This window comes from Saccharopolyspora rhizosphaerae (genome assembly GCF_003931915.1).
GTDB classification, from domain to species: Bacteria; Actinomycetota; Actinomycetes; order Mycobacteriales; family Pseudonocardiaceae; genus Saccharopolyspora; species Saccharopolyspora rhizosphaerae.
In genome coordinates this window covers 617,681-632,631 of record NZ_RSAA01000035.1, presented here as the reverse complement: position 1 = coordinate 632,631, position 14,951 = coordinate 617,681, and the positions used below count along the sequence as shown (strand labels likewise).

General features: G+C 70.8%; 14 protein-coding genes. 13 read left to right on the top strand and 1 reads right to left on the bottom strand.

All coding sequences use genetic code 11. The annotated features are described in order from the left end of the window. Window positions 1–245: 245 nt before the first annotated feature. The 9 genes from mshA to EIL87_RS25900 all read left to right on the top strand — a co-directional run bounded on the left by mshA (window position 246) and on the right by EIL87_RS25900 (window position 9,854). Window positions 246–1,541 (top strand): D-inositol-3-phosphate glycosyltransferase, encoded by a 1,296-nt coding sequence (gene mshA, locus EIL87_RS25940; protein ID WP_125093175.1) that lies wholly within the window; start codon window positions 246–248, stop codon window positions 1,539–1,541. Beyond that, window positions 1,538–2,020: a type III secretion system chaperone family protein gene (locus EIL87_RS25935; RefSeq protein ID WP_125093174.1), complete on the top strand. Its 483-nt coding sequence runs from the start codon at window positions 1,538–1,540 to the stop codon at window positions 2,018–2,020. The genes mshA and EIL87_RS25935 overlap by 4 nt, the downstream gene beginning before the upstream one ends. Before the next feature lie 638 nt (window positions 2,021–2,658). Beyond that, window positions 2,659–3,402 carry a phosphoglyceromutase gene (locus EIL87_RS25930; protein ID WP_125093173.1) on the top strand — a complete coding sequence of 248 codons (744 nt, stop codon included), beginning with the start codon at window positions 2,659–2,661 and terminating at the stop codon, window positions 3,400–3,402. Window positions 3,403–3,649: 247 nt separating this feature from the next. Beyond that, on the top strand, window positions 3,650–4,888 hold the full coding sequence (locus EIL87_RS25925) for a sensor histidine kinase (RefSeq protein WP_125093172.1): 1,239 nt from the start codon (window positions 3,650–3,652) through the stop codon (window positions 4,886–4,888). Further along, the gene (locus tag EIL87_RS25920) at window positions 4,885–5,568 is read left to right on the top strand and encodes a response regulator transcription factor (protein WP_125093171.1); all 684 of its coding nucleotides are present in this window, start codon (window positions 4,885–4,887) and stop codon (window positions 5,566–5,568) included. Before EIL87_RS25925 ends, EIL87_RS25920 begins: the two co-directional genes overlap by 4 nt. A gap of 132 nt (window positions 5,569–5,700) precedes the next feature. Continuing rightward, window positions 5,701–6,792 carry a Ppx/GppA phosphatase family protein gene (locus EIL87_RS25915; RefSeq protein ID WP_125093170.1) on the top strand — a complete coding sequence of 364 codons (1,092 nt, stop codon included), beginning with the start codon at window positions 5,701–5,703 and terminating at the stop codon, window positions 6,790–6,792. Further along, the gene (locus EIL87_RS25910) at window positions 6,789–7,910 is read left to right on the top strand and encodes a chromosomal replication initiator protein DnaA (RefSeq protein WP_125093169.1); all 1,122 of its coding nucleotides are present in this window, start codon (window positions 6,789–6,791) and stop codon (window positions 7,908–7,910) included. Before EIL87_RS25915 ends, EIL87_RS25910 begins: the two co-directional genes overlap by 4 nt. A 95-nt stretch (window positions 7,911–8,005) precedes the next feature. Continuing rightward, window positions 8,006–8,884, top strand: a complete 879-nt coding sequence (locus EIL87_RS25905; RefSeq protein ID WP_125093168.1) for a sugar phosphate isomerase/epimerase family protein — start codon at window positions 8,006–8,008, stop codon at window positions 8,882–8,884. Between the two features lie 184 nt (window positions 8,885–9,068). Further along, window positions 9,069–9,854, top strand: coding sequence for a thioesterase family protein (locus EIL87_RS25900; protein ID WP_125093167.1), 786 nt, complete (start codon window positions 9,069–9,071; stop codon window positions 9,852–9,854). A 248-nt stretch (window positions 9,855–10,102) separates the two neighbouring features. Here EIL87_RS25900 and EIL87_RS25895 read toward each other — a convergent pair whose 3' ends face one another. Next, window positions 10,103–11,731, bottom strand: coding sequence for a long-chain fatty acid--CoA ligase (locus EIL87_RS25895; protein WP_125093166.1), 1,629 nt, complete (start codon window positions 11,729–11,731; stop codon window positions 10,103–10,105). Between the two features lie 144 nt (window positions 11,732–11,875). Here EIL87_RS25895 and proC point away from each other — a divergent pair, with 144 nt between their 5' ends. The 4 genes from proC to EIL87_RS25875 all read left to right on the top strand — a co-directional run bounded on the left by proC (window position 11,876) and on the right by EIL87_RS25875 (window position 14,946). Continuing rightward, window positions 11,876–12,697, top strand: coding sequence for a pyrroline-5-carboxylate reductase (gene proC, locus EIL87_RS25890; protein ID WP_125093165.1), 822 nt, complete (start codon window positions 11,876–11,878; stop codon window positions 12,695–12,697). A gap of 559 nt (window positions 12,698–13,256) precedes the next feature. Then, window positions 13,257–13,481 carry a helix-turn-helix domain-containing protein gene (locus EIL87_RS25885; protein ID WP_125093164.1) on the top strand — a complete coding sequence of 75 codons (225 nt, stop codon included), beginning with the start codon at window positions 13,257–13,259 and terminating at the stop codon, window positions 13,479–13,481. 182 nt (window positions 13,482–13,663) lie between these two features. Continuing rightward, the gene (locus tag EIL87_RS25880) at window positions 13,664–13,765 is read left to right on the top strand and encodes a 30S ribosomal protein bS22 (RefSeq protein WP_010241351.1); all 102 of its coding nucleotides are present in this window, start codon (window positions 13,664–13,666) and stop codon (window positions 13,763–13,765) included. Between the two features lie 146 nt (window positions 13,766–13,911). Further along, window positions 13,912–14,946: an NAD-dependent epimerase/dehydratase family protein gene (locus EIL87_RS25875; protein ID WP_125093163.1), complete on the top strand. Its 1,035-nt coding sequence runs from the start codon at window positions 13,912–13,914 to the stop codon at window positions 14,944–14,946. Window positions 14,947–14,951: the final 5 nt, after the last annotated feature.

Below are 14,951 nucleotides of genomic sequence, written 5' to 3'. Positions count from 1 at the left end.
CGCTCGTGGCGAGACGCCCGACGGATCTCGGGCGGTGCACCGGCCTTGCGCGCACCCGGGGGAGTCGGCGTTGTGATGGAAGCCACCGAGGATCGGTGGAGTGGCTATTTCCCGTGCTCTTCGGCGGTAGCGTCGGAGCCGGCTCCGAGGTGTCGGGACGGTGACGGGAATGTTCCGGCGGCGTGCGGTGTCGGGGTTGAGCGGGTTCGAAGAGATCGGGCCCACTGGCTTGCGATGGGCAGCAGATGACTTCCAGGACCTTGCGGATGCGGCCGCGCCGCGCCGCCGTCTTCTCGTTGCACACCTCCCCGCTCGAGCAGCCCGGCACCGGCGACGCAGGTGGGATGAACGTCTACATCGCCCAGACCTCCCGGCGGCTCGCCGAACTCGGCACCGAGGTGGAGATCTTCACCCGCGCCACCTCCTCGGACGTCCCACCGATCGCGGAACTGGCCCCTGGCGTGCTGGTCCGCAACGTCGTGGCCGGCCCGTTCGAGGGGCTGGACAAGAACGACCTGCCCTCGCAGATGTGCGCGTTCGCCGCCGGCGCGCTGCGGGTGGAGGCCCGCCACGAGCCCGGGTACTACGACCTCGTGCACTCGCACTACTGGCTGTCCGGCCAGGTGGGCTGGCTGGCCCGTGAGCGCTGGGGCGTGCCGCTGGTGCACACCGCGCACACCCTGGCCAAGGTGAAGAACGCCAACCTCGCCGAGGGCGATTCGCCGGAACCGCGGGTGCGGGTGCTCGGCGAGGAGCAGGTCGTCGACCAGGCCGACATGCTCGTGGCCAACACCGAGTTCGAGGCCACCGACCTCATCGACCGCTACGAGGCCGACCCGGACGCGGTGGCGACCATCCCCCCCGGCGTGGACCTGGAGGCCTTCACCCCGGGAAGCACCGCTGCAGCGCGGGCCGAGCTGGGTGCGCCCGCCGACGCGCTGGTGCTGGCGTTCATCGGCCGGATCCAGCCGCTGAAGGCGCCCGACGTGCTGCTGCGCGCCGCCGCCGAGCTGCTGCGCCGCCGTCCTGAACTGCGCGCGCGGCTGGTCGTGCTCGTCGTCGGCGGGCCGTCGGGGAGCGGGTTGGAGCGGCCGCGCGCCCTGCACCAGCTGGCCGTGGACCTGGGCGTCGAGGACGTGGTGCGGTTCCTGCCGCCGCGCGGCGGGCAGGAGCTGGCGCAGGTCTACCGGGCCGCGGACGTGGTCGCCGTGCCCAGCCACAACGAGTCCTTCGGGCTGGTGGCCCTGGAGGCGCAGGCGTGCGGGACGCCCGTGGTCGCCGCGGCCGTCGGTGGACTGCCGGTCGCCGTTCGCGACGGCGTGTCGGGCCTGCTGGTCGACGGCCACCGCACCGAGCAGTGGGCCGACGCGCTGAGCTCGGTGGTGCTGGACCGGGCGTTGCGGGACCGGTTGGCGAGCCACGCGCGCGAGCACGCGGCTACCTTCTCCTGGGCGCGCACCACCGAATCGCTGCTGGAGGCGTACGCGCAGGCCAAACTGGCGTTCAACAGGAGTCTGCGGATCGAGGAGGTGACGGCGTGACCCCGGAGCAGGTGATCACGTCCACTTTGGAGAGCAACGAGCTCACCTACCAGGACAAGGGAGGCGGTCGCTTCTTCGTCACGCTCCCGGGCACCAAGAAGCTGCAGACCAACTGCTGGCTCATCGTGGCCGAGCACGCTCTGCTCATCGAGGCCTTCGTCTGCCGGCAGCCGGATGAGAACCACGAGAACGTCTACGCCTACCTGCTGCGGCGCAACGCCAAGCTCTACGGCGTCCACTACACGATCGACAAGGCCGGCGACATCTACCTGATCGGGCGGGTCAACCGCGATGCGGTGACCTCGGAGGAGCTGGACAGGATCCTCGGCCAGGTGCTGGAAGCCGCGGACGGCGACTTCAACACCCTCCTCGAGCTCGGCTTCGCCACGGCCATCAGGAGGGAATGGGCCTGGCGTACCTCCAGAGGGGAGTCCCTCGCCAACCTCCAACCCTTCAAGCAACTGGTGGAAGAGGACTGACGAGGGGGACCAGGCCAGGTCCGCCAGGCAAGCGGCGAAGCCGCTTCCTCAGCACCCGACCAGAGCAACTGGCACCGCCGCGTGTTCCGAGCGGCGCTGTGGCGAGCACGCCGTGACGCCGCGCACCCGAGGTGCTCAAGGGGTGTCGCCGGGAGCCGGAGGGCCGCTCGGGTTCCGCCACCCGCACCGCTCAGCAGGGCGACCGGAGGCCACACGAAGAAGGGACCGGGAGGGGCGGCTCGGGAGAGAGGGGGAGTCACGAGCTCGAGCCGCCCCACCACGGTGGTCCCGCCTGACGGGCTTGGAGGGCGGGGGGCACCCTGAGCCCGGCGGGGCGCGGCTCGTTGGGGGAGCTGAACCGCGCTCGTGCTCTCGCGAGATCGGGGAGTGCGTGGGAGCCGATCAAGGAGAGCGCTTGTCAACTTCGCAGAGTTACGTAGCCGCCACAAGGCCGCCGCATTACTCCATTCGTGTGATGTTCGCCAAGAAAACTAGAGCACGCGGCGTCGTGAGGGCCAGAGCTGCGACGGAAAGTGATGGCCGACACCATCGTGTCACAGCCGGGCAGTGATCCCGTAACCGTCGGGTGAAGCGCACAACCCCGCTGTCCTGCGAAGCGGTGCGGATAGCCTGGTGCCATGACTTCGACTTTGGTGCTGCTGCGGCACGGTGAGAGCACGTGGAACGCCGAGAACCTGTTCACCGGTTGGGTGGACGTCCCGCTGTCGGACAAGGGCCAGGCCGAGGCCAAGCGCGGCGGTGAGCTCCTGCGCGAGGCGGGTGCGCTGCCGGACGTGCTGCACACCTCGCTGCTGCGGCGCGCGATCTCCACCGCGAACATCGCCCTCGACGTCGCCGACCGCCACTGGATCCCGGTCAAGCGCGACTGGCGGCTCAACGAGCGCCACTACGGCGCTCTGCAGGGCAAGAACAAGAAGCAGACGCTGGAGGCCTACGGCGAGGAGCAGTTCATGCTCTGGCGCCGCTCCTACGACACGCCGCCGCCCGAGATCGAGCTCGGCAGCGAGTTCAGCCAGGACACCGACCCGCGCTACGCCGACCTCGGTGCCGAGATGCCGCGCACCGAGTGCCTCAAGGACGTGGTGGCCCGGCTGCTGCCGTACTGGGAATCGGCGATCGTGCCTGACCTGAAGGCCGGCAAGACGGTGCTGGTGGCCGCGCACGGCAACTCGCTGCGCGCCCTGGTCAAGCACCTCGACGGCATCTCCGACGAGAAGATCGCGGGGCTGAACATCCCCACCGGCATCCCGCTGCGCTACGACCTGGACGAGAACTTCGCGCCGATCAACCCGGGCGGCACCTACCTGGACCCGGAGGCCGCTGCGGAAGCAGCCGCCGCCGTGGCGAACCAGGGCCGCTGAGCCCGGCGCTGTGGAGGGCGCCCCGCGCGAACCGGCGGTGCCCTCCACGCGTCGCTCACGTGGGTGAGCGGTGGCGAAAGATCGCCCGCTCGAGGAACGCAGCGCGATCGGAGTCCGGCCAGTAGCTGAACCGCCTCCGATCAGGTGATGAACCGCGGGTGAAGAAGCGCCCGATTCGTGTCACGGGCGTCACGGAACGCCCACGCGGACTGGCCCTGCCCCACCCGCGCCCGCTTACGATGCAGGTGTGACCACTTCGGGCTACACCGCCCTGATCATCGCCGCGCTCCTGCTGGGCGCGGCCATCGGGTTCTTGGTCGCGAGGGGAACCCGGTCCTACCGCACCTCCCGGCCTCAGGGCCCGACCGTTGCCGAACTCCTGCAGCGCCTGGTGCACACCAGCACCAACGGAGTCGTGGTGCTCAACCGCTTCGGTGACGTGGTCCTGCACAACCCGCGTGCGGCCGAGCTCGGCGTGATCCACGAGTACCGGGCCGACCCCCGGGCGCAGACGGCCGCGGAGCAGGCCGTGCAGACCGGTGAAGTGGTCACCGTCGACCTCGGACCGCTCGACGGGCGAGCGGCGCTGGCCGGACGCGGTCCGGCCGCTGTCCTCGCCGACGTCCGGCCGCTGGGTGACGGCTTCGCCGTCGTGGACGCCGCCGACCAGTCCGATTCGGTGCGGCTGGAAGCGACCCGGCGCGACTTCGTGGCCAACGTCAGCCACGAGCTCAAGACGCCGGTGGGTGCGCTCGCGCTGCTGGCCGAGGCGCTGCTGGACTCCGCCGAGGACCCGGACGAGGTGCGGCGGTTCTCCACCAAGATCCTGCACGAGTCGACCCGCCTGGGGACGCTCGTCTCCGAGCTGATCGCGCTGTCGCGCCTGCAGGGCGCGGAACGGCTGCCGGAGCTCACCACCGTCGAGGTCGACGAGGTGGTCGAGGAGGCCCTGGGCCGCTCCCGGCTGGCCGCGGAGTCCGCGGGGATAGAGATCGCCGTCGACGGCCCCTCCGGGTACCTGCTGGAGGGCGACCGGGCGCTGCTGGTCACAGCGCTGTCCAACCTGATCACCAACGCGATCAACTACTCGCCGCACGGCAGCCCGGTGTCGATCTCGCGCCGGCTGTCGGAGGACTACGTCGAGATCGCGGTCACCGACCGCGGCATCGGGATCGAGCCCGAGCACCACGAGCGGGTGTTCGAGCGCTTCTTCCGGGTGGACCCCGCGCGTTCGCGGGCCACCGGCGGTACCGGCTTGGGGCTGGCCATCGTCAAGCACGTCGCCGCGAACCACGGGGGTGAGGTCAAGTTGTGGAGCAGGCCGGGAACCGGCTCCACCTTCACCATCCGCGTGCCCCGGCACGGCGTCGGCGAGTCCGGCGAGGGCGAGGCGAGCCCCGAACCCGATCGGGCGGCACAGGCCGCGCGGACCACCACCGAGAGTGCGGACGGCGTGACGACCGTCGAAACGGGAGGAATTCGGTGACCAGAGTGTTGATCGTGGAGGACGAGGAGTCCTTCGCCGACCCCCTGGCCTACATGCTCCGCAAGGAGGGCTTCACGGCCGCCGTCGCGACCAACGGCACCGACGCCCTCGACGAGTTCGACCGCAACGGCGCGGACATCGTGCTGCTGGACCTGATGCTGCCAGGGATGAGCGGCACCGACGTGTGCAAGCAGCTGCGCCAGCGGTCGGGCGTCCCGGTGATCATGGTGACCGCGCGGGACAGCGAGATCGACAAGGTCGTCGGCCTCGAGCTCGGCGCCGACGACTACGTGACCAAGCCCTACTCGGCGCGCGAGCTCATCGCGCGGGTGCGCGCGGTGCTGCGCCGCCGCGGCGAGACCGCCGAGGAGCTGCAGCCGCAGGCCCTGGCGGCCGGACCGGTGCGGATGGACGTCGAGCGCCACGTCGTGACCGTGGACGGCGAAGAGGTGAACCTCCCGCTCAAGGAGTTCGACCTGCTCGAGTACCTGCTGCGCAACGTCGGCCGGGTGCTCACCCGCGGTCAGCTCATCGACCGGGTCTGGGGAGCCGACTACGTCGGCGACACCAAGACCCTCGACGTGCACGTCAAGCGGCTTCGCTCGAAGGTCGAACCCGACCCAGCGGATCCGAGCTACCTGATCACCGTGCGTGGTCTCGGTTACAAGTTCGAGGCTTGAGCCCTCGGTGTGTGACCAGTCGCATCCCCGAGGGGCTGCTGACCTGGTGACGGGCGTGGCGGGAGTGCCCCGGGACGCAGTTGCCCGCCCACCTGCGGCCTGGTCGCGTGCGCAGCCGGTAACTTGTCGGTCATGCGCCTAGGGGTCCTCGACGTCGGATCCAACACCGTCCACCTGCTCGTGGTGGACGCGCACCGCGGTGCGCATCCGACCCCGATGACATCGGACAAGACCGTGATGCGGCTCGCCGAGCGGATCGGCGCCCACGACGGCCGGCTCTCCGACGACGACGCCGACGAACTGGTCCGGACGGTCGCCGACGCCCAAGAAGCGGCGGTCGCGGCCGGCTGCGAAGAGCTGATGGCCTTCGCCACCTCGGCGATCCGGGACGCCGCCAACGCGGTGGAGGTCCTGGAGCGCTTGCACGCCGAGACCGGGGTCGCCCTGGAGGTGCTGCCGGGCGAGGACGAGGCCCGCTACACCTTCCTCGCGGCTCGCCGCTGGTACGGCTGGTCGGCCGGCAACCTGCTGCTGCTCGACATCGGTGGTGGGTCGCTGGAGATGGCGCTGGGCATCGACGAGCAGCCGGACCTGGCGGTCTCGCTGCCGCTGGGGGCCGGCCGGATGAGTCGCACGATGCTCCACGACCCGCCCAAGCAGGACGAGATCAAGAAGGCGCGCGAGTGGCTGTCGGGCCAGCTGGCGCCGACGGCGAAGAAGTTCCGCAAGCTCGCCAGGCCGGACCGCGTGGTGGCGACCTCCAAGACGTTCCGCTCGCTCGCCAGGCTGACCGGTGCTGCGCCCGCCTCGGCCGGTCCGCGCGTGCCGCGGAAGCTGACCGACACGGGTCTGCGGCAGCTGCTGGCGTTCATCACGCGCATGTCGGCCGGTGACCTGGCGGCGCTCGACGGGGTGAGCTCGGCGCGGTCGCACCAGCTCGTCGGCGGGGCGTTGGTCGCGGAAGCGGCGATGAAGGCGCTCGAGGTCACCGAGCTCGACATCTGTCCGTGGGCGCTGCGCGAGGGAGTCATCCTTCGGCGGCTGGACCACACCAACGGAGGTAGTCACACTGCCTTCAAGAGCGGCGTTCCGGTGCGTGCGGGGGGCACGGACGGGCTCGTGCCGGCGCAGGAGAATGCGTCCGGCCCGACACGGAATGGAACCGAGGTACCGGTGGACGGAACTGGACTCCAACCCTGGCACGCGGCACGGTGGGAACGATGAGTCGGGAAAGCGGGGGCGACCAGCCCACCCAGCGCACCGTTGCTGAGCTGCTCGCCGAGTACGGCGGCGGCTCTGAGAAGGGTTCCCGGCGCCGGCGCAGGAAGGCCGAGGACCCGACCGAAACGGCACCGCAGGAGATCATCAACCGGGTCCTGTCGGACAGCGGCACGATGCGCCCGGTCAAGCCGGACGAGGAAGCGCCGCCGAGCCGCAGGCAGGGCGGCGCGGCACCCAGCGCGCAGCAGCCGTCTACTCCGCCGGCTTCCCCACCGCCCTCCCCACCGCCCTCGCCACCGACCGGGCAGCCGGCGGCGCAGCAGCCCCAGCAGGCGCAGCAGCCCGCACCACCACCACCGCCGTCGCCTCCGCAGGCTCCCGCGCAGCCGCCTGCGCGCCCGGCCCCCGAACCGCCGGCCGAGTCCGGGCCGCCGGCCGGTGGCGGCTACTGGGCGCAGCGCTTCGGCAGTCCGGCAGGTGGGCCGTCCGGCCAGTCGCCGCCCGCCGGACCGCCGGCGCCGTCCGCGCCGAGCGGCGACGCCGAGGCGACGGTCCGGCAGCCCGCGCTGCCGACACCGCCCGCGCGTCCGGCCGGTCCGCCCGTGGCGCCCGCCGGTCCGCAGCAGCTGCCGGAAGGCTTCACCGAGCAGCTGCCCCGCATCGACGGCGGCGTCGACCAGCAGGCCTACCCGGCGCAGGGCGACCTGCACGCCGACCCCTACGACTTCGAGTCCTACGACGACCCCGAGCCGAGCTACGACGAGCCGTACGACCAGTCCTACGACGAGGACTACGACCGTTCGGTGCCCGCTGGCCTGGAAGCGGACTACGACCCGGACGAGGCCGACCGTCCGCCGTCACCGGGCAAGGAGTGGGGCACGCTGGCGCTGCAGGGCGTGGCCGGTCTGATCGGCGGAGGCGCCGTGTGGATCGGTTTCCGCTGGTTGTGGATCAACGCGACGATCGCCGCGTTCGGCGCCGCGCTGGTGTTCACCGGGCTGCTGGTGCTGGTCGCGTGGAAGTTCTTCCGCACCAACGACCTGCAGACGATCCTGCTGTCGGTGCTGGTCGGGTTGTTCTGCACGGTGTCGCCCGCGGCGCTGCTGCTGATCAACCAATGAGAGGTCCCGGTGTTGGCCCGGACAGGTGATGTGCACGTCCGCAAGCCCCACCGCCGCGCAACCCGCTGGGAACCGTCGGTCATGCTGGGACCGACATGACTGGACAACCAGCGCGGCTTGAGCGACAGGACACCCCCGGCCGGATACCGGTGGGGCTGTCCAGCGCTTCGGTGTGGCCGCAACCAGCGCGCGCGGCGTTCGAGATGGCCGCGGACCTCGGTTTCGACGGGGTCGAGGTGATGGTCTGGGCCGACGCGGTCAGCCAGGACGTCAAGGCCTTGAACCGCCTCTCCGAGCAGCACGGTGTCCCGGTGCTCGCGGTGCACGCGCCCTGCCTGCTGATCACCCAGCGGGTCTGGTCGCCGGAGCCCGAGGAGCGGCTGCGCAAGGCGGTCGTGGTGGCCGAGGACCTGGGTGCCTCGACGGTCGTGGTGCACCCGCCGTTCCGGTGGCAGCGCCGCTACGCCGAGGCGTTCCCGGAGCTGGTCGAGGAGCTCGAGGAGACCAGCGGCATCAAGGTCGCGGTGGAGAACATGTTCCCGCTGCGCCCGCCGAACTCGCTGAACCGGCTGCGCGCGGGCCGGGTCGCCGGGGGCAGGAGCAACGGCGGGCTCTCCGCCTTCAAGCCGTCCCCAGACCCGACTGACGTGGGCTTCCGCAACTACACGCTGGACGTCTCGCACGCCGCGGCCGCGCACGTGGACGCCATCGAACTGCTCAAACGGATGAAGGACGGGCTGGCGCACGTGCACCTCGCCGACGGCACCGGGGCGTCCCGCGACGAGCACCTGCTGCCCGGCCAGGGCAGCCAGCCGTGCGCCGAGGTCTGCGAGGCCCTGGCCGCCGACGGCTACGACGGGTCGGTGGTGCTGGAGGTCAACACCCGCAAGGCCCGGAACCCGCAGCAGCGGGCCGAGGTCCTCGCCGAGGCGCTGCTCTTCGCCCGCCTCCACCTGGAACCGCTCGGAGCCTAGGCGTGGCCACCTCGCGCAGGCGCTGGTGAGGACCCGGAAAGGCCGGGCGCTGCTCGCACGCGGTCCCTCGGACCTGCTCGTCGAGCGGCCAACCGACGCCTGATGATCAACTTCGGTGGCGGTCATTAGAATCCTCGATCATGAACTCGTTGCGCGTAGTGGGCTTTCGGCCGGTGGATCCCACGTGACCGAGGTCCAGGATCCGTTCTCCGCGGCCACGTCGGTGCGCTCGCTCGGCGACGGCAGTTACGTCGCCAACCTCCACCCGGACTGGGCCGTCGGGGACAACCCGCACGGCGGTTACCTGCTGGCGCTGGTCACCAGAGCCGTCTGCGACGGCACGGGGCTGGACCCGCTGTCGATCAGCGCGCAGTACCTGCGGCCACCGCGCGTCGGTCCGGTGCTGATCCGGCTCAACGCGCTCAAGACCGGCAAGACCACCACGGTCGTGCGCGCGCTGCTCGAGCAGCGCGGACAGGTGTGCGTCGACGCGACGGTGACCGCGGGGCGGATGCCCGCGGCCGAGCCGGCGTGGTCGGACCTGCCGACGATGCCGGTCAACCCGCCGCAGGACGCCATCGACCTCCGCCAGTCGACGAAGTTCTTCCACCTCGCCGAGGTCTGCGACCTGCGGCTCGACCCGGGCACCGCCGAGTTCCTCAACGGCGGCACCGGTGAACCGCGGTACCGGATGTGGGCCAAGCCGCGCGACGGCCGGCCCGACCTGCTGTTCGGCCTGGTGGCGGGCGACCTGACCGTGCCGGTCACGTTGAACCTCGGCCGGTTCGGCTGGGCCCCGACGGTCCAGCTCACCGCCTACCTGCGCGCCCACCCGGCCAACGGCTGGTTGCGGATGCTGGTCGACTGCCGGGCCGTGCACGGCCAGTGGTTCGACGAGGACGTGCAGGTCATCGACTCGGTGGGCCGCCTGATCTGCCAGGCCCGCCAACTCGCGCTCTCCCCCAACTGACCAGAAGCCCGCCCCCGCAACCCGGGGACAGGCCTAGGAGCTGGAACGCACTCAGCCAGCACCGCCGCCGCAGCGTTCCAGGCGGCCCGCGGCGGCAGCCGCTTCTCCAGGTCGGGGACTCAGCTCGCACCGCTGCAGGTTCTGAGCGGCTTCGTGGCGAGTACGCCGTGGGAGCGGCGCACGGAGTCCACGGAGCCGCTCAGAACCTGCTAGCGGCACCGCCACGCAGAGCGTTCTTCGAAGCCAGGTCACGCGAGGCGGACGACGTCGAGGTCACCGTCGGCGTGCTGCTTGCGCAGCCTCTTCTTGTCGAACTTGCCCACGCTGGTCTTCGGCGCTTCGGTGATGAACGTCCAGTACTCCGGGAGCTGCCAGTGGGCCACCCTCCCGGTCAAGAACTCGCGGAGCTCGGCGGCGTCGGTGGTCTTCCCCTCGTGCAGCACCACCGCCACCAGCGGGCGCTCCGACCACTTCTCGTCCGGGACACCGATGACCATCGCTTCCGCCACGGCCGGGTGCGACATGACCTGGTTCTCCAGCTCCACCGAGGAGATCCACTCGCCACCGGACTTGATGACGTCCTTCGCCCGGTCGGTCAGGTGCAGGAAGCCGTCGGGGGTCAGGTAGCCGACGTCGCCGGTGCGCAGCCAGCCGTCGTGGAACTTCTCCGGGTCGTCGTCGCCGTAGTAGGCCTTGGCCACCCACGGACCGCGGACCTCCAGCTCGCCCACGCTCTGCCCGTCCCACGGCAGCAGGTTGCCGTCGTCGCCGACGAGCCTGCCCTCCACCGACGCCGGCAGCCGCCCCTGGCTCGCGCGGTAGGCCCAGCGTTCCTCACCGGTGACACCGGCGGGCGGCCGGGCGAGGCTGCCCAGCGGCGAGGTCTCCGTCATGCCCCACGCGTGGACCACGGTGATGCCGTGCTGCTCCTCGAACGTGCGCATCATCGCCGGGGGGCACGCTGCTCCGCCGACCACGACCTCGTGGAGCGAGGAGATGTCGCGCGGCCGCTTGTCCAGCTCGGTGAGCACGCCTTGCCAGATCGTCGGCACGGCCGCGGCCATCGTCGGCCGCTCGGCGGCGATCATCTCCACCAGCGGCTCGGGCTGGAGGAACCGGTCCGGCATGATCATCGACGCGCCGACCATGAACGCCGCGTAGGGCAGGCCCCACGACATCGCGTGGAACATCGGCACCACGGCCAGGGCGCGGTCCTGCTGTGCGAGGTTCATCCCGTCGGTCATGCAGACCTGCATGGAGTGCAGGTAGATCGAGCGGTGCGAGTAGACGACGCCCTTCGGGTTCGCGGTGGTCCCGGAGGTGTAGCACATGGCTGCCGCGGAGCGTTCGTCCAGCTCGGGCCAGTCGAACTGGTCTGGCCGCCCGGCCAGCAGGTCGGCGTAGCTGTGCACCTGGACTCCGGGCGGGGCTTCGAGCGCCGAGGCGTCGCCACCGACGACGACCGCGTGCCGGACGGTCTTCATCTCCGGCAGCAGCGAGGCGAACAGCGGGAGCAGGGTGTGGTCGACCAGCACCACGTGGTCTTCGGCGTGGTTGGCGACGTAGACGAGCTGCTCGGGGAACAGGCGGATGTTGAGCGTGTGCAGCACCGCCCCCATCGACGGCACCGCGAGGTAGGCGGCCATGTGCTCCGCGTTGTTCCACATGAACGTGGCGACCCGCTGGTCCCCGGTGACGCCGAGCTCGCGCAGCGCGTGCGCCAGACGAGCTGCCTCCCGCCCCACCTCCGCGTAGCTGCTGCGCCTGGGGCCGGACTCGGTCCAGGTCACGACTTCGGCGGAGTCCCCGTGCGGGCCCGCTCCCTGACGGGTGATCCGGGCGATCGAGAGGGGGTCGTCGTTCATCGTGCTCAACATCGGCCAAGCTCCTCTGCTTCTCGTCCGCGTCGCTCGGGTGACGGGAGTGGAAGAACCCTCCACCTGTGGTGCATGACACAGTAACTCCCAGGTCGGGCCAACGGGAGGGGTCGCCACGGAGCGTGGTCTGGCACCCTGAGCTCCATGACCACCATCGCCGTGCTCGGAGCCGGGAAGATCGGAGAAGCCCTGCTCTCGGGCTTGATCAAAGCCGGCCGAGCCCCGTCCGACCTGCTCTTCACCGAGCGCTTCCCGACCCGTGCCGAGGAGCTGACCAAGACCTACGGCATCTCGCACGTGGACGTGCCGACGGCGGTGGAGCGCGCGGACGTCATCGTGGTGGCGGTCAAGCCGCAGGACATCGACGCGCTGCTGGACGAGGTGGCGCCGAAGATCCCGAGCGGGAAGCTGGTCGTCTCGCTGTGCGCGGGCCTGCCGACGAAGCTCTTCGAGCGGCGCCTGCCCGAGGGCACGGCGGTCGTCCGGGTCATGCCGAACACCCCGATGCTGGTCGGCGAAGCCATGGCCGCCATCTCGGGTGGGGCGCACGCCGAGGACCACCACCTGGACCTGGTCGAGGAGTTGCTGGGCAGCGTCGGCAAGGTCGCCCGGGTGCCGGAGACCCAGCAGGACGCGGTGACCGCGCTGTCGGGGTCGGGCCCGGCCTACTTCTTCTACCTGGTCGAGGCCATGATCGACGCCGGGATCCTGCTGGGCATCCCGCGCGCGACGGCCGCCGACCTGATCGTCCAGTCCGCGGTCGGCGCAGCCGCCATGCTCCGCGAGGGCGGCGGCCACCCGGTCTCGCTCCGCGAAGCGGTCACCTCGCCGGCGGGCACCACGATCGCCGGCATCCGCGAACTGGAGAAGCACGGAGTCCGCGCGGCGCTCATAGACGCGATCGAAGCAGCCCGGGACCGCTCGGTCGAACTCGGCAAGGCCCACGAAGAAGACGACCAGTCCTGACTAGACACCGGCGGGGCCCTCATCATCCCTGACCAACCACCCCCGCCGGCCCAGCTCGAAAGCCGCGGGAGGACCCAGCCGCACCCCACCGCCACGACGCCACCCGCTGCTCAACCCGGCACGAGGCGCCGCCGGACACGACCGGCCGGGCGAGTCAGCGCTACCCAGTCGTCCTCACGGCGTTCAGCCCGAGAAAGACGCCCCAGGCTCCCGGCGCGCCCGGCCCACCAAGACGGCCCCGCGTGTCGGTGCAGGTGAGATCGCTCCTTCGCCAACTGAACGACATCTCGCGCGAGATGTCGTGAGCCACGCAAGCTAGGTACGGCGAGCGAGCACGCCGGCCACGCGGCGGAGCCGCTTTCTCCTCATCCCACCTGAGGAACTGGCACCGCCGCAGGTTCCGCTCCGGCACCGAGGAGCAACAAGACCATCGACCGCCAAGGAAAAAGTCAACTCAACAATCTCGTCGTGTCCCGTTAGTCTCGGTGGAGCACGTGCGTGAGGTTTCCGGCGGAGGGGAAGCCGCCGGGGGCGACACGTGTGGAGGGCACGGTGAAGCATGTCTGCGAACTCCGAACCCAGCCAGCAGGCACCGCCGAGCATGGGCCAGGTGCGGTTCCTCACCGTTGCCGAGGTCGCCAAGCTGATGCGGGTGTCGAAGATGACGGTGTACCGGCTGGTCCACGCCGGTGAGCTACCTGCCGCTCGGGTGGGCCGCTCGTTCCGGGTCGCCGAGAAGGACGTCCACGCCTACCTGGAGCACGCCTACTACAACGCGGGCTGAGCCCGTCCGCGTCGATCACCCCCAGGAGCGCCCGGGGGCGGTCGGAACGTGCTCGCCGGACCACGGCGGCAGCCCGGCGAGCAGGGCAGGTAAAGTTTTGGGTTGGTCGTGCCTGATGCGCTCCTGGCAGCTGCTCCGGCACGGAAGACGTTCGAACCGCCGTCAAGAGTGAAGGAGTCCGCATGGGCTCGGTCATCAAGAAGCGTCGCAAGCGCATGTCCAAGAAGAAGCACCGCAAGCTGCTTCGCAAGACGCGGGTCCAGCGTCGCAAGTTGGGCAAGTGATCTGAGAACCGCCGTCGACCTCCGATGTCGACGGCGGTTCTTCCTCGTTCGGCCCATCCCGGCGCCGCCCGGTCAACCCGGGAGTCGGCGGTTGCGCCTGTAGCATCGATCTCGGGCGGCGCTCCTTCGACTGCGCGGGGGGATCCATGGGGCCGAACGTCGTGCTCGTGACCGGTGTGAGCCGCTTCCTGGGCGGCCACCTGGCTGCGCGGCTGGCGGCTGATCCGTCGATCGAGCGAGTGCTGGGTGTGGACACCGTGCAGCCCGGCCGCGACCTGCTGCGGCGGATGGGACGCACCGAGTTCGTGCGCGCCGACATCCGGAACCCGCTGATCAGCAAGGTCATCAACAACGCTGGCGTCGACACCGTGGTGCACGCGGCGATCAACACGCACACGGGTCCGGGTGGCCGGGCGACGCTCAAGGACATGAACGTCATCGGCACCATGCAGCTGCTGGCCGCGTGCCAGCAGTCGCCGCGGGTCCGCAAGGTCGTGGTGCGCTCCACCTGCGCCGTCTACGGCTCGAGCTCGCGTGATCCCGCGGTGTTCACCGAGGACGTCGAACCCAAGGACCTGCCGTCGTCCGGCTACGCCAAGGACGCGGTGGAGATCGAGGGCTACGTGCGCGGCTTCGGTCGCCGCCGGCCCGACGTGGACATCACCACGCTGCGGTTCTCGAACCTGATCGGGCCGCGGATCGACGCGATGCTGGCCCGCTACTTCATGCTGCCGGTCGTGCCGACCGTCCTCGGCTTCGACGCGCGCTTCCAGCTGCTGCACTCCGAGGACGCGCTGGCCGTGCTGGAGCGCGCGACGCTCGGCGACAAGACCGGTGTCTACAACGTCGCCGGTGACGGCGTGCTCATGCTCTCGCAGGCGATCCGGCGTGCGGGCCGGGTGGCGCTGCCGCTGCCGAGCCCCACGGTCCCGGCGGTGACGCAGTTGTTCCGCAGCGCCCGGCTGGTGGACTTCTCGCCGGAGCAGCTGCGCTTCCTCAACTTCGGGCGGGTGCTGGACACCACGAGGCTCCGTGAGACCTTCGGCTTCACCCCGCGCTGGACCACCCAGCAGGCGTTCGACGACTTCGTGCGCGGGCGCGGACTGCGGCCGGTGGTGGAACCGGAGACGATCACGGCGCTGGAACGGCGTGCCGGGGAACTGCTGACGAGGCTGCGGTGAGAGGC